Origin of the sequence: Pedobacter immunditicola, assembly GCF_037482985.1 — a bacterium.
GTDB classification, from domain to species: Bacteria; Bacteroidota; Bacteroidia; order Sphingobacteriales; family Sphingobacteriaceae; genus Pedobacter; species Pedobacter immunditicola.
In genome coordinates, this window is sequence record NZ_JBBHKC010000002.1 from 509,477 (window position 1) to 524,400 (window position 14,924).

General features: G+C 40.3%; 9 protein-coding genes. 6 read left to right on the top strand and 3 right to left on the bottom strand.

The genetic code is table 11. The features are described from left to right. Positions 1-57 precede the first annotated feature (57 nt). Both WG905_RS04705 and odhB read left to right on the top strand, forming a co-directional pair. Positions 58-2,853: a 2-oxoglutarate dehydrogenase E1 component gene (locus WG905_RS04705; RefSeq protein ID WP_339590550.1), complete on the top strand. Its 2,796-nt coding sequence runs from the start codon at positions 58-60 to the stop codon at positions 2,851-2,853. Between the two features lie 20 nt (positions 2,854-2,873). Continuing rightward, a complete protein-coding gene (gene odhB / locus WG905_RS04710) occupies positions 2,874-4,088 on the top strand; it encodes a 2-oxoglutarate dehydrogenase complex dihydrolipoyllysine-residue succinyltransferase (protein ID WP_339590551.1) in 1,215 nt (404 codons plus the stop codon). 131 nt (positions 4,089-4,219) lie between these two features. Here odhB and WG905_RS04715 read toward each other — a convergent pair whose 3' ends face one another. The 3 genes from WG905_RS04715 to WG905_RS04725 all read right to left on the bottom strand — a co-directional run bounded on the left by WG905_RS04715 (position 4,220) and on the right by WG905_RS04725 (position 8,701). Then, positions 4,220-4,954, bottom strand: a complete 735-nt coding sequence (locus WG905_RS04715; protein WP_339590552.1) for a head GIN domain-containing protein — start codon at positions 4,952-4,954, stop codon at positions 4,220-4,222. 73 nt (positions 4,955-5,027) lie between these two features. After that, positions 5,028-6,686 (bottom strand): M1 family metallopeptidase, encoded by a 1,659-nt coding sequence (locus WG905_RS04720; RefSeq protein WP_339590553.1) that lies wholly within the window; start codon positions 6,684-6,686, stop codon positions 5,028-5,030. Positions 6,687-6,826: 140 nt separating this feature from the next. Beyond that, positions 6,827-8,701: a CocE/NonD family hydrolase gene (locus WG905_RS04725; RefSeq protein ID WP_339590554.1), complete on the bottom strand. Its 1,875-nt coding sequence runs from the start codon at positions 8,699-8,701 to the stop codon at positions 6,827-6,829. Between the two features lie 144 nt (positions 8,702-8,845). Here WG905_RS04725 and WG905_RS04730 point away from each other — a divergent pair, with 144 nt between their 5' ends. From WG905_RS04730 to WG905_RS04745, 4 genes are all read left to right on the top strand, one after another. Then, a complete protein-coding gene (locus WG905_RS04730) occupies positions 8,846-9,223 on the top strand; it encodes a GtrA family protein (protein ID WP_339590555.1) in 378 nt (125 codons plus the stop codon). Continuing rightward, on the top strand, positions 9,223-10,944 hold the full coding sequence (locus WG905_RS04735; RefSeq protein WP_339590556.1) for an ArnT family glycosyltransferase: 1,722 nt from the start codon (positions 9,223-9,225) through the stop codon (positions 10,942-10,944). The genes WG905_RS04730 and WG905_RS04735 overlap by 1 nt, the downstream gene beginning before the upstream one ends. Before the next feature lie 73 nt (positions 10,945-11,017). After that, entirely contained in the window at positions 11,018-12,424 is a 1,407-nt protein-coding gene (lpdA, locus tag WG905_RS04740; RefSeq protein ID WP_339590557.1) for a dihydrolipoyl dehydrogenase, read from the top strand. Between the two features lie 858 nt (positions 12,425-13,282). Beyond that, a complete protein-coding gene (locus WG905_RS04745; RefSeq protein WP_339590558.1) occupies positions 13,283-14,854 on the top strand; it encodes a DUF4832 domain-containing protein in 1,572 nt (523 codons plus the stop codon). Positions 14,855-14,924 lie beyond the last annotated feature (70 nt).

Sequence of the window (14,924 nt, forward strand, 5' to 3'; positions counted from 1 at the left end):
TGCCTGTTTTATGAGGTAAAACCCTAATTTTACTGGACTTATAGAATTTCATACATAATGGATAATTTATCTTATCTCAACGGCGAAAACGCCGATTACATAGACTCGTTATATAAAACTTACAAAGAAGATCCGAACACAGTAGAATTTGGATGGCAGAAGTTTTTTGAAGGTTTCGACTTTGGAAGAACCTCTCCTGATCATGCTGAAAATGCACAGGCTCCTGAGCATTTCTTTAAAGAAGTTAATGTTTTGAACTTGATCAATGGTTACCGTAACCGGGGCCATTTATTCACCAAAACAAACCCCGTTCGCGAAAGGCGGAAACACCTCCCTACCTTAGATCTTGAGAACTTTAGTTTAAGTGATGCAGACCTGGATACAGTTTTTAACTCAGGTGTTGAAATCGGGATTGGCGCAGCGAAACTGAGAGATATTATTGCTTTTCTGGAGGTAACTTATTGTGGCTCCATCGGTGCTGAGTATAAATTTTTGCGCACACCTGAGGTGTTGACCTGGATTGAGGATAAGATGGAAACCAGCCGTAATACGGCTAACTTCTCTATCGAGGAGAAGAAAAGAATCCTGAAAAAGTTAAATGAAGCAGTGAGCTTTGAAAACTTTTTGGGAACCAAATTCCTCGGTCAGAAACGTTTTTCTCTTGAAGGTGCTGAAGCGTTAATTCCTGCTTTGGATTCTGTGATTGAAAAAGGTGCTGATCTGGGCATTGAAGAGTTTGTAATCGGTATGGCCCACCGCGGACGTTTAAACGTGTTGGCAAATATCATGCAAAAGTCTTATAAAGATATTTTTGCAGAATTTGAAGGCAAGGGTTACAGCGCTTCTTCTCCCTTTGGAGGAGATGTTAAATATCACCTTGGCTATTCAACGGATGTGAGTACCAATAAAGGCAAAAATGTTCACTTAAGCCTTTGTCCAAATCCTTCACACCTTGAAACTGTGAATGGGGTGGTAGAAGGGTTGACGCGTTCTAAAGTTGATTTTAAATATGGTGGCGATAATTCCCGTATTGCTCCGATATTAATACATGGTGATGCTTCTGTTGCAGGCCAGGGCATTGTTTATGAAGTGATTCAGATGGCTGGCCTTGATGGTTATAAAACAGGTGGTACAATACATCTGGTGATCAATAACCAAATTGGTTTCACCACTAATTATAAAGACGCCCGTACCAGTACTTACTGTACTGATATTGCTAAAGTAACGCTTTCTCCAGTTTTTCATGTAAATGGTGATGATGTGGAAGCATTGGTTTATGCCATTAATTTAGCAATGGAATACCGTCAGCGTTATAAAAATGATGTTTTCATTGATATTTTGTGTTACCGTAGATTCGGACATAATGAGGCTGATGAACCTAAATTTACACAACCTCTATTATATAAAGCCATAGAGCAGCACGCTAATCCGCGTGATATATATATTAAACAATTAATTAAAGAAGGTAACTTGAATGATGCTGCTGCCAAAGAACTGGAAAAAGAGTTCCGTGGTATTTTACAGGAGCGTTTAAACGAAGCAAAAGAACTGACTTCTACTTATCAGGATGTTAAGTTCGGTGGTGCCTGGTCAGAAATGCGTATTGCTTCTGCACAGGATTTTGATATTTCACCAAACACAGCTGTCGATGAAGCTACGTTATTAAGCATAGCTCAAAAGATCAGCACCTTGCCTGCGGATAAAAAGTTCTTTAAAAAGATCGAAAAGCTTTTTGATGAGCGTAAGAAAATGGCAAATACTACCCATGTTTTTGATTGGGCAATGGGCGAGCAACTTGCTTACGGAACCTTGTTAGCTGAAGGTAAACGAGTAAGGTTAAGCGGTCAGGATGTGGAGCGTGGAACTTTCTCCCATCGACATGCGGTAATTACCCTTGAGGATTCTGAAGAAGAATATATCCCATTGGCAAATGTGAGTGAAAATCAAGGGCCTTTTGATATTTACAATTCTCATTTATCTGAATACGGTGTTTTAGGTTTTGAATATGGTTATGCCATGGCGAATCCTAACGCCTTGACTATCTGGGAAGCACAGTTTGGTGACTTCTTTAATGGTGCACAGATTGTGGTGGATCAATATATTGCCAGCGCAGAAACTAAATGGCAAAGAGAAAATGGCCTGGTGATGTTATTGCCTCATGGTTATGAAGGGCAGGGCCCTGAGCACTCCTCTGCAAGGATTGAACGTTTCATGGAATTATGTGCTGATTATAACATGCAGGTAGTCAACTGTACCACTCCCGCAAATTTCTTCCACGCTTTACGCAGACAATTCGCTCGTGATTTCAGAAAACCACTCATCGTATTTACACCAAAGAGTTTATTGCGCCATCCTTCATGTGTGTCTAAACTGGAAGAATTTACCCAGGGTAACTTCAAGGAAGTTATTACAGATGCTCATGTAAAAGCAAATGATGTAACCAGGGTGCTTTTCTGCAGTGGTAAGATCTATTATGAATTGTTGGAAAAACAACAGAACGATAAGATTAAAAACGTCGCGATAGTGCGTGTAGAACAATTGTATCCTCTGCCTTTACAACAAATGGAAGCAGTTTATAGTGGTTACAAAAATGCGACGGAAGCGCTTTGGGTTCAGGAAGAACCTGAAAATATGGGTGCATGGCCTTATTTGCTTCGTAAAGTCAGAAAAACTAGTTTTAATGATATTGAAGTTATTTCAAGAAAAGAAAGCAGCAGTACCGCCACTGGTTTTGCAAGACAGCATGCTGATCAGCAGGCTTATATTTTAGCTAAAGCTTTTGAAATGCCTGTGACAGACAAGGAGCAAAAGATTGCTAAAAAATCCGTTAGTAAAATATATAATGTCGATTAAAATATAATAATACATCAGTTATGAGTATAGAAATAAAAGTTCCGCCAGTAGGTGAATCAATTACTGAAGTTGTTTTGTCCCGCTGGGTAAAAAATAATGGTGATGCAGTTGAAATGGATGAAGTTATTGCTGAGCTGGAATCAGATAAAGCAACTTTCGAATTAACTGCTGAACAAGCAGGAACTTTAAAGACAGTAGCCGAAGAAGGCGATACATTGCCAATTGGTGCTATCGTATGTACAATTGAAGAAGGTGGTGCTGCTCCAGCAGTATCTCCGGTTGAAGAAAAAGAAGTAGTTGCTGAAGAGAAGTCTGTTTCTCCGGTAGCAGAAAAATCAGGTGAAAGCTATGCGAAGGGTTCACCTTCTCCTTCTGCAGGGAAGATCCTTTCTGAAAAAGGAATTTCAACAGATGCGGTTACAGGTACTGGTGTTGACGGTCGTATAACGAAGGAAGATGCTGTAAAAGCAGAAAAAGCAGCGCCTGCAAAAGCTGTTGCGCCAAGCGCTCCGGTAGTAGCTGCTGTTGCTGGTTCAAGAAATGAACGCAGACAAAAAATGACACCTCTTCGTAAAACGGTTGCTAAACGTTTGGTTGCCGTGAAGAGTGAAACAGCAATGTTAACTACCTTTAACGAGGTTGACATGAAGCCAATTATGGACCTTCGTGGTAAATACAAAGATAAGTTTAAAGAAAAGTACGGTGTTGGTTTAGGCTTTATGAGCTTTTTTACCAAGGCTGTTTGTGAAGCTTTAAAAGATTTCCCTTCTGTTAATGGCCGTATTGATGGTGAGGAATTGGTCTTCAATGATTTCGTTGATGTATCGATCGCCGTTTCTGCACCTAAAGGATTGGTAGTTCCTGTGATCAGGAATGCGGAAAGCAAAAGCCTTGCTGAAATTGAAAAAAGTGTTGTAGAACTGGCTACCAAAGCCCGTGATAACAAGTTGTCTATCGATGAAATGACTGGTGGAACTTTTACCATTACCAATGGTGGTGTGTTTGGTTCAATGATGTCTACACCAATTATCAATTCTCCTCAGTCTGCTATTTTAGGTATGCACAATATCATTGAACGCCCTATTGCTATAAAAGGTGAGGTAGTGGTTCGCCCGATGATGTATTTAGCTTTATCTTATGATCACCGTATCATTGACGGAAGAGAATCAGTGGGCTTCTTAGTTAGAGTGAAACAATTATTGGAAGATCCAGCACGTTTATTATTAGGTGTATAATCTATCATTATAGTTAAGCTGTTATACATCGAAATTTAAACAGCTTTATTTTTAGATCTTAATAGATTTTGATACCATAAAAAAGACCTTTCATTTCTGAAAGGTCTTTTTTATGGTTTATTAAGCAGGATTTAGTTTCTCCTCACGCCGCCTGAACCCACCACTCTTTTTTCTATGGTAGGGTTGCCGGAGTAATATACTGTTCCTGAGCCAGAAGTAACTGCATCAATCTTTTTATTGGCCTTCACATAGATAGAGCCTGATCCACTGATGTGAGTAGAGGCTACTTCAACCGTTAAAGCATTACCTTTAAAGTTTCCTGAACCGTTAATGGTGATACTGGCATCGTTGGCTTTTCCATTCATTTCGATATTGCCTGAGCCACTGATCACGGCAGTTAATGAATTGACATTTGCAGGAACTTTCATAGATCCTGATCCGCTTAAAGTTGTCGCTAGTGACGTGCTGTTAAGGGGGCCCTGTACTTCAATGCTTCCAGATCCACTCATGACTAACGAACTGAGCTTTTTCGCCGTAACATAAGCGGTCACCCGGCTATTGTCGAATTTTCTGTTCCAGTCTTTCCATTTTGTTTTTGGCCTGATGATCAAAATGCCATCCTTAATTTCGGTGATGAGCTGGGCTACTGCTTCCGGATCTCCTTCAAGCTGGACCTTTTCTTCACTACCTATTTTGACAAACGCTTTAAGGGGACCACTAATAGCAATGCCTTTAAAACTACCCAATTTTCGTTCCTCTTGTTTTTGAACTGTTCCAGGTTCTGATTTTAGATAAGTACCTGCATGAGCAGAGGCCGAGATCGTTAAGATCAAGACAAGGGATAAAAGTTTGCTTAATGTTTTCATATTTACATTCATTAATGTTTGCTTATTTTATATAAGATCAAATTATTCTAAAATAGTTGCATGCCGGCTGAAATTATTTTACATTTTTTACGGCTATATAAAAGTTGGCATCTATTTTAAATTCCTGCTCACCAATTGAACTGGCGACCTTTGTGCTTTTCCAATCGCTGCCAGGGTAGATATAATCAAAGCTCTTCTTTTTAAGTGACACTTTTAGCGGCATGTCAAAACCCTTAACGGCTGATTGCCAGCGGTAATGCAGCTTGCCATTGTCAATTTTATATTCTAAAACAGGGATATCCGCATGGCGCAGGTACTGATCGAAGATCTTATCGAGCTTCAAGCCGCTTTCCTTCGCGATGTAGTTTTCAATGGTAGCAGTGGTCACGGTTTGGTGATAAAACGTCTTGTTCATCCCTCTCAAAATAGCCCTGAACTTGTCATCATTATTGATCAGCTGCCTGATGATGTGCACCAAATTAGCACCCTTGTAATACATATCTCCTGACCCTTCTTTATTGACACCGTAAGGACCGATAATCGGAATATCGTTTTCTATATTATTGCGGATGCCTGTAACATAGGCCGTTCCGGCTGTCTTTCCGCTTTGCATTTCGGTATAAAGCGTTTCAGAGTAATTGGTAAAACCTTCATGGATCCACATATCAGCAACATCCTTAGAGGTGATGTTATTGCCAAACCATTCATGGGCGCTTTCATGGATTACAATAAAATCGAACTTTAAGCCATAACCTGAACCTGACAGATCTTTACCGAGGTAACCATTTTTAAACTGGTTGCCATAAGCGACGGCACTTTGATGCTCCATCCCTAAATGTGGTGCGTGAACCAGTTTGTAACCGTCTTCATAAAAGGGGTAGGGACCGAACCAGTTTTCAAAACACTTCAGCATGGGCTTTACATCCTGATCCCAATGTGGTTTTGCCACTGCGCTATCTGTTTTCAGTGCCCAGTAATCTAAAGTAAGTTTACCTTTCTCACCCTGGTATTCATCTTTCCAGTTTGTATAATCCCCGATGTAAAAGGTAACATTATAGTTGTTGATCGGATTGCTCACAAACCAGTTGAACTGTGTGTAGCCATCCGGGCGTTTATTGATACTGCGCAAGCGTCCATTGGATACACTTTTTAAGCCTGCAGGTGCACTGATGCTGATCAGCACACTGTCCACTTCATCGCTTTGATGGTCTTTGTTTGGCCACCAGCTGCTGGCACCAAAACCCTGACAAGCAACGGAAACCCATGGTTTACCAGACTTATCTTTTTTAAAGATAAACCCGCCATCCCAGGGTGCATTTTTTGCAACGACAGGATGACCGGAATAATAAACCTTAAACTTTTCTTTCGAGGCTTTGCGGATGGTGTTTGGGAAAGTAACAAACACAGCATTGAATTCCCTGGTAAAAGGAAGATCTGAGCCTTTATATACCACTTTCTCCACTTTCAGGTTTTCGAACAGGTCGAACTGTAGCTTGTCAAAATCCTCCATCGCCGTAAAAGCAAATTCATTACTGCCCGAAATAAATTTGTTGTCAATATCCACTTTAACATCCAAATGATAATAATTGATGTCATAGCAAGTCCGCAGGGGAGTAAGTGTGCCACGAAGTGTGTCGGCACGGGTAAAAGTAGTTTTCGGCTGCATCAATTGTGCCTGTACAGAAGATGTACAGAACAAGAGCGTCAGAAGAATGTAGAGGTTTCGTTTCATCAGAATGTATATATTTTAATTGATAATGAAGTAGTCATCAGCTAACAATGGATCTAGGATGGATGCACTATGCATCAAATGTACTTCCGTTTTCATCTGTTTATTTATTGTTATTCAAAGGTGATGAAGTTGTCTTCAGTTTAAGGTTTCAAAATAGTCACATTTAAGCCAGAAGCATTATCGGCATCATGATAAATGCGATGGGTGGCTTTCTGGAAGTCTTTATCCTCGGCAGTGTAAATATCCATAAACTTCTGTGGATTGCGGTCTGCAAGTGGAAACCAGGAGTTTTGCACCTGCACCATGATACGATGTCCTTTTTTGAAGGTATGTGCCACGTCAGGAAGCGCATACTTCACCGTGGTAACCGCTCCAGGCACAAATGGCTCAGGCTTTTCAAAGCTGTTACGGAATTTGCCACGCATAATTTCACCACGCAATAACATCTGGTAGCCCCCCATCACTACATCAGGGCTGTTCTTTGGGGCCAAGGCATCTTCCGGGTAAACGTCAATCAATTTCACTACATAGTCTGCATCCGTACCCGTGGTGGAAACCAATAAATTTGCCGTTAAATTACCTGTCAGGGTAATATCTTCAGTTAAAATATCGGACTGGTAAACCTTCACATCCGGCCGGCGGGCAGCAAAGCGCTGGTCGTCAATCATGTACTCTCTGGTTCTTTGTGGCTGAACACCAGCCTGGTAGGGCACAGGTGCATGTGGGTCGCTCACATATTCATCAAAGCTGGTTGTAACAGTAGGTTTTGTGAAGCTCAACTTACCATCCGCATGGAAATACAATGTTTTGCTTTCGGTATCCTTTGGTGGCCAGGTGTCGAAACTTTTCCATTCATTGCTGCCAGTAACGAAAATAGTAGCCTCCGCAAGTTTTAAATCCGGTGCTCCTTTCAGGTGATGCATGAAAAAAGGATGTTCCACATGCTGTTGATACCAGGTACTGGTTGGCTGCCCGAACTCCATATGTCCGAATTGTTCACCCGTACTTCTCACCCAACCACCATGAAACCAGGGGCCCATCACCAGGTTATTTGTTGCAGCAGGATTCTGCTCTTCAATAGATTTATAGGTCTTTAAGGCTCCATAAGTGTCTTCAGCATCAAAAAAGCCACCCACCACCAATACCGCAGGTTTCACCTGGCGGAGGTGTGGCGTGATATTTCTTGCTTTCCAGAACTCATCATAATTGCCATGGGCCATCAGGTCGTTCCAAAACTTAATGGAGTCGCCAAAGTATTTTTTGTTTGCATTTTTAACCGTACCAAGGTCCATAAAAAAGCGGTAATTGTCTTTAATCGGATGTTGGAAAGCCTTGGGGCCCTTGTCAGGGGTAATCGGTTTTGGGCGTGGCACACCAAAAGTGGAATAAAAGTTAAAAGCATCAGCAAGGAAAAAGGCACCATTATGATGGAAATCATCTCCGATAAACCAATCGGTAACAGGAGCTTGCGGTGAAACAGCTTTTAATGCCGGATGAGCTTCCGGCAATGAAGTCGTAGAATAAAAACCCGGATAAGATATTCCATAGATACCTACCTTTCCATTGTTGGGTTTTACATTCTTAAGCAGCCAGTCGATCGTATCATAGGTGTCTGAGCTTTCATCGATGTCTTTCTTGCCCTTTTTATTTTTTACATGTGGTCTCACATCCACGAATTCGCCTTCACTCATCCATTTTCCACGTACATCCTGGTAAACAAAGATGAAACCCTCTTTCAAAAGGCCGGGGGAGGGACCCAGGCTTGTTTTGTAATTCCCTTCACCATAGGGCGATACCGTATAAGGGGTTCTGTTTAACAAAAAAGGATACTTTTGATTTTTTTCTTTAGGGATGTAAATGGCTGTAAACAACTTTACTCCATCCCGCATGGGGATATTTCTTTCAATTTTAGTAAAGTTTTCCCTGATATAGGCGGAATCTGTTTGCTGGGCATAGGATGCGAGTCCTGTAAACAGCATGGCGAATGCGATGATGAATGTCTGTAGGCGAATCATTAAGTTAAATTTAGGTAATTAAGCCTACCAAAAATAGCGACTAAAGTTAACATTATGGGTACTAAAATCATGGAACAATCCTTGTATTTTTACATCCAGTCACCTATTGTCTGACGAATGAAGCGTAATCGATTAATATCTTTTATGAAATTTGGGGTCACCGGATTATCTGGTATGGTATTGGATTTTTCTGTTACCTGGTTATTTAAAGATGTGTTATTCATCAATAAATTTCTTGCCAATGCCATCGGTTTTACGGTTGCCGTCATCAGCAATTATTTAATCAACCGGGTCTGGACTTTCCAGAGCAAGGCTAAAATGGCCAGACAGTTTGCAGGATTTGCCACCGTATCTGTGATTGGTTTGTTGCTGAACACACTCATTGTGTATGTATTTAATCATTTATTGTCATTAAACTTTTACTTCAGTAAAGTCATCGCAGTAGGACTTGTGTTCATTTGGAATTTCAGTGTCAATTACTTTTTTATTTTTAAATCAAAATCACAAACTACGGATCTGTAATGGAAGTATTAGCGAGCAGTAATCGGATTAAATGGCTTTATGGGTTTATTGGCCTGGCTGTTTTAATCAATTTCAGCGGTTTAGGGATCACAATTATCAGTCCTGATGGCGCTTTGTATGCATCCATTGCCAAAAACATGGTGATTAACAAAGATTTTATATCATTGACCAGTGAGGGGCGCGACTGGCTTGATAAACCTCATTTCCCCTTTTGGGTTGCTGCGATATCCTTTAAGCTTTTTGGCATCAGCACCTGGGCTTATAAACTTCCGGCTATCCTTTTTATGATGATGGGGGCCGTTTATACTTATAAGTTTGCCAAGGACCTTTATCATAAAGAAATTGGTTTATGGGCAGTTCTAATTTTATTAACCGCCCAGCACATCATCATTTCAAATAACGATGTAAGGGCAGAACCCTACCTAACAGGATTAATTATTGCTGCGGTCTTTCATTTTTACAGGTCAACAGGGCTGATATCAAAAGCGGCAGGTGCTATTAATAAAAGTAGCAGTGATTCAGCTCACGGCAATTGGTTTTGGCATTTGTTACTGGGCAGTATTTTTGCCGCTTGTGCAGTCATGACGAAGGGCATCTTTGCTTTAATACCTATTGCAGCAGCAATTGCCGGACATTTAATTATCACCAAACAATGGAAGCTGCTTTTTAACCTGCGCTGGCTTTTAGCTGCGGTATTCATCCTCCTTTTTATAGTTCCGGAATTATGGTGTTTATACCAGCAATTTGACCTGCACCCCGAGAAAGTTGTATTTGGTAAAACGAATGTGTCCGGCTTAAAATTCTTCTTTTGGGATAGTCAGTTTGGGAGGTTCTTTAACACCGGGCCCATTAAGAAAACAGGTGGTGATCCTTTCTTTTTTCTGCACACTACGCTTTGGGCCTTCCTTCCCTGGGCAATTTTATTTTATATCGCGGTGGTCCGATACCTACGGAAATACGTTAAGCAACCTCAAAGAGCCGAGTGGTATACCCTCTGTGGTGCCGGTTTCACTTTCCTCATCTTCTCCCTCACAGAATTTCAGTTACCTCATTACCTGAACATTCTGTTTCCCTTCTTTGCCATCATAACTGCGCAATACATTTATAATCTGGAATCACCAGCTGCACTCAAAGCGACCAGAATTATACAGGGTATCATCATTTCTCTAATGGTGTTGGTGATCATGGTGCTGGATTACTATTTCGAACCTGAACAATACAGCATCCCTTTTGTAATTTCAATGGTTTTTTGCCTTGTGCTTATTTTTATCACTGCCAGGTATAGCAATCTGGGGCGCTATAAAATATATTTCCAGTCGGCCGCTGTGGCTTTCCTGATCAACTTTTATTTTAATTGGTGTTATTATCCTGTGCTGACTACTTATCAGGCAGATAGTGAGGCGGCTTTTTATATCAATAAACATAACATGCCTCAGCTGCCGGTTGTAAAAGTAGTCAATGGTTATTCCTATGCTATCGACTTTTATATAGACCAGCCACTTTATTATTACCGGACAAATGAACAGCAGCAGCTGCCTCAAAAACCCTATTTGGTTTATGGGGATACCGAAATATTGTCACAACTCAATGATGCTGGCCTCCAGGGACAAACCCTAAAAACATTCCGGTTTTATCCCATTACCCGTATTAAAGGGAAGTTTCTGAACCGGGAAACCAGGGCGGGTGTTCTGCGTACAAGTCAGCTTATACTCATAAAATGAGAATATGTCCAGCCTGATGCTGTATTTCTATTTGGATTATTAACTTTGTTTTACAAAAAAAAACTTTTGAGATATGCAATATGATGTAGTTGTTATTGGTTCCGGTCCTGGTGGTTATGTTGGCGCCATTAGATGTGCTCAACTAGGCTTGAAAACAGCAGTAATAGAGAAATATAAAACTTTTGGTGGTACCTGTTTAAATGTAGGTTGTATTCCTTCAAAGGCATTGTTAGATTCGTCAGAGCATTTTCATAATGCAGCACATTCCTTCGCTACCCATGGTATTGCACTGAAAGATTTGTCAGTGGACATGCCACAAATGATTGCCCGCAAGGATGATGTTGTTTCGCAAAATACAGCTGGTATTCAATACCTGTTTAAAAAGAATAAAATCGACAGCTTTCAGGGCCTGGGTTCTTTTGTTGATAAAAACACGATCAAAATCACTAAAGATGACGGTAGCTCGGAAACTATCACCGCAAAAAATGTGATTATCGCATCAGGATCAAAACCTACTACACTTCCTTTTTTACCTATCGATAAAAAACGCATCATTACTTCAACTGAAGCTTTAAACATTACCGAAGTGCCAAAACAAATGATTGTTATTGGTGGTGGGGTAATTGGTTTAGAGTTAGGTTCTGTATATGCCCGTCTGGGTACTAAAGTTTCAGTGGTTGAGTATTTACCGTCTCTGATCGGGACCATGGATGCTGGCTTAGGAAAAGAATTGCAACGGGTGCTGAAGAAATCTTTGGGCATGGAGTTTTTTATGAACCATAAAGTAACTGGTGCTAGTGTAGAAGGTGATAAAGTTTTTGTTACAGCCGACAACGCTAAAGGCGAACAAGTGAAACTGGAAGCTGATTACTGTATTGTTGCTGTTGGGCGTACGGCTTATACAGAAGGATTAGGTTTAGAAAATATTGGCATCAAAACGGAAGACCGTGGCAATAAGATCCCGGTAAATGAACATTTAGAAACTTCGGTTCCTGGTGTTTATGCAATCGGCGATGTGATTAAAGGTGCCATGCTTGCACATAAAGCAGAAGATGAAGGTGTTTATGTAGCGGAACGTATTGTTGGTCAAAAACCACATATCAATTACAACCTGATTCCGGGTGTAGTTTATACCTGGCCAGAAGTAGCTTCAGTAGGTTATACCGAAGAGCAGTTGAAAGAAAAAGGAACCAAATACAAAGCAGGTTCTTTCCCTTTCAAAGCAAGCGGACGTGCTAAAGCCAGTATGGATACAGATGGTTTTGTAAAAGTTCTTGCAGATGCAACAACAGATGAAATATTAGGTGTACACATGATTGGGCCGCGTGCTGCAGATATGATTGCAGAAGCTGTAGTGGCTATGGAGTTCCGTGCATCAGCAGAGGATATTGCCAGAATTTGTCATGCACACCCTACTTATACGGAAGCGTTGAAAGAAGCGGCAATGGCTGCAACTGAAAACAGGGCGATACATATTTAAGAATTAGCTATAGAATGTTCTGTGTCATCTTAATTGATGAATCAGATCTTGGAACATATTGGAACGACATTCGTTGTTAATAGTTATCGATTCAATAAAAAGGGCCGAATCATTGCGATTCGGCCCTTTTTATTTACTAACCGAGGTGCTACTCTTCAGGTCGGCTTATTCTGTCAATGACGCTCACGCTCATTATTTCTATTTGGTCATAGTTTATACCATGCCTTCTTTCTAAGAGATTGATAAGATACTCGAAACAAGTCCACTTGGCGAAAACTTCGTTAGATCTATAGCGAGCCTTATTTAATGCTAACAGTTAAATACGACCGTTGAATAATGAATGCATAAGATTTAAGGGAAGTATAGATAATAAATACGAGCAGGGTTTTGACCAAGATTCCATAAAAGAACCTGTTATTGATTTTTAGTTTCCGATTTAATATTCACAATACTAGTTTTAATTGTACACTCACTACAGAGAAGTTTATATTAATTATCATAAACAAAACCTTTCTGTACAAAAACGAACCATTTCTGAACAAATCAATACCATCTTCACAGGTCTGAAAAGCTACTTTTGTACTGCAAAGGAGTGAATGTTTTGTTAACCTGTTCACTGCTAAACATCTTAATCTTAATTAAGGCTTACTTGTAACCACTAACCAAATAAATGTATGAAAAATAAACACCGCTGGATAAAAGCCTTGTTTTTCTCTTATTTCGGAACCTTGACGCCAAATGGGGTAGCCATATTTAATAGGCATTTTTTTTCAATTTAAATCCGACGGATTGGGTCAATTCTTTAAACGATTTGGCAATTGACTTATAATATAATTTAAAACAAACTCCAGTACGAAAATGAGCGATAAGTTAAGACTTAAAAGAATAACCCGAATTGCGCTGACTTTATTATTATGTGTTCCAGCATTGGCTTACTCCCAAAAATATGATAAGGGAAAGGATGATGGCATTAATGATTACCTGTTGTTAAAGCCAAAATATGATAGCATTTCGGTATTGCGCAATCCGTTAAATGGTTGGGTAATGTATGCCTCGCGTAATGCAGATGAATCTTATTGGGACACTGAATTTTTTGTGCCTGACCTAGGGAAGAAGGTAAAGGCGATAGATTATGCGTCTGCATGTTATATACGTACAAGTTGGTCTTCGTTAAACCCTAGTGATGGAGTTTACGCATGGAATGATCCAAAATCTAAGGTTGGAAAACTGATAAAGGGTGCGCAAAAGAGAGGCTTGCCTATAGCTTTTCGAATTGTTGTTGATGGACGCGACCAAGGCCAAAATACGCCTCAATTCGTATTCAATGCTGGAGCAAAATATTATCTTGAAAACAAAGAGCATCCCGATAGGCAGACACCCTACCCTCAAGATCCGGTATTCAGAAAATACTATACCAAATTCATAGAAGCCTTCGCTAAAGAATTCAACCGTCCTGACCGGACATCGTTTATTGATGCTTATGGTTTGGGAAAGTGGGGCGAGGCACATCATGTAGTTTATCAAGATCCAGAGACGGCTGTGGCCGAAGATACAGAGAAATTGAAAGAAGAAGTGTTGGATTGGGTAACTGATTTATATGCTCGAACCTTTACTAAAGTTCCCTTAGTGATCAATTATCACCGCTTGGTAGGTCACCCAGAGAGTTGGGCACCAGCTAATCCAAATAGCGAAAGACTTTTAGTTAAAGCAATTAATAAAGGTTATAGTTTACGCCATGATGCTTTCGGTATGACAGGTTATTATCAAGACTGGGAAAAGAATTTTGCCAAGAAATGGAACTTTAAACGGCCAATTATAATGGAAGGTGGATGGATCACTACTCGCACGCATCGTTATTGGATAGATCCTAGTGGAAAATATCGAGAAGCTCATGCAGAAGATGTGAGAAAGGGCGAGTTTGAGGCTTCGGCAGAGGCACGTGTAAATATGATGGATTTCCGTTCGGGAGATACTGATTCATGGTTTGAAAAGGCCTTTTCTTTGGTGCAAGGTTTTATTTCTGAGGGTGGTTATCGCTTATATCCAGATCAAATCAGTCTTCCAAAAAACATTAAATCGGGCACCTTGACAACAATTACGCATCGTTGGCAAAATACGGGTTGGGGATATTGCCCTAATAATATTCCGCAATGGAACTACAAATATAAAGTTGCCTTTGCAATATTAGATACCGACAATAAAGTCAAACAACTGTTTGTTGACAAAGATAGCGAACCTTCTAAGTGGTTAAAAAATAATCCAACAACTTACGATTTCAAAACTAAGGTCGATCTTCCGAAAGGTAATTATTCTTGGGCAGTAGCAATTGTGAATACCAGGAAACAAAATCAACCGGGCATAAAGCTAGCTGTTGATGGCGATGAGACAGCTTATGGATGGATAAAACTTAATGACCTACATGTACAATAGGAGCTTTCCGAGGCATCGTAAAATGACACTGTCTATGGCAGCAGGTGGTGGTCTTGTGATGAAAATATTC

What these genes read in the sequence shown, in the direction of transcription:
- WG905_RS04715 (WP_339590552.1), bottom strand. Translation starts at nt 4,954, where the DNA reads ATGAAAACATTAAGCAAACTTTTATCCCTTGTCTTGATCTTAACGATC.
- WG905_RS04725 (WP_339590554.1), bottom strand. Translation starts at nt 8,701, where the DNA reads ATGATTCGCCTACAGACATTCATCATCGCATTCGCCATGCTGTTTACA.
- lpdA (WP_339590557.1), top strand. Translation starts at nt 11,018, where the DNA reads ATGCAATATGATGTAGTTGTTATTGGTTCCGGTCCTGGTGGTTATGTT.
- WG905_RS04745 (WP_339590558.1), top strand. Translation starts at nt 13,283, where the DNA reads ATGAGCGATAAGTTAAGACTTAAAAGAATAACCCGAATTGCGCTGACT.
- WG905_RS04720 (WP_339590553.1), bottom strand. Translation starts at nt 6,686, where the DNA reads ATGAAACGAAACCTCTACATTCTTCTGACGCTCTTGTTCTGTACATCT.
- odhB (WP_339590551.1), top strand. Translation starts at nt 2,874, where the DNA reads ATGAGTATAGAAATAAAAGTTCCGCCAGTAGGTGAATCAATTACTGAA.
- WG905_RS04730 (WP_339590555.1), top strand. Translation starts at nt 8,846, where the DNA reads ATGAAATTTGGGGTCACCGGATTATCTGGTATGGTATTGGATTTTTCT.
- WG905_RS04705 (WP_339590550.1), top strand. Translation starts at nt 58, where the DNA reads ATGGATAATTTATCTTATCTCAACGGCGAAAACGCCGATTACATAGAC.
- WG905_RS04735 (WP_339590556.1), top strand. Translation starts at nt 9,223, where the DNA reads ATGGAAGTATTAGCGAGCAGTAATCGGATTAAATGGCTTTATGGGTTT.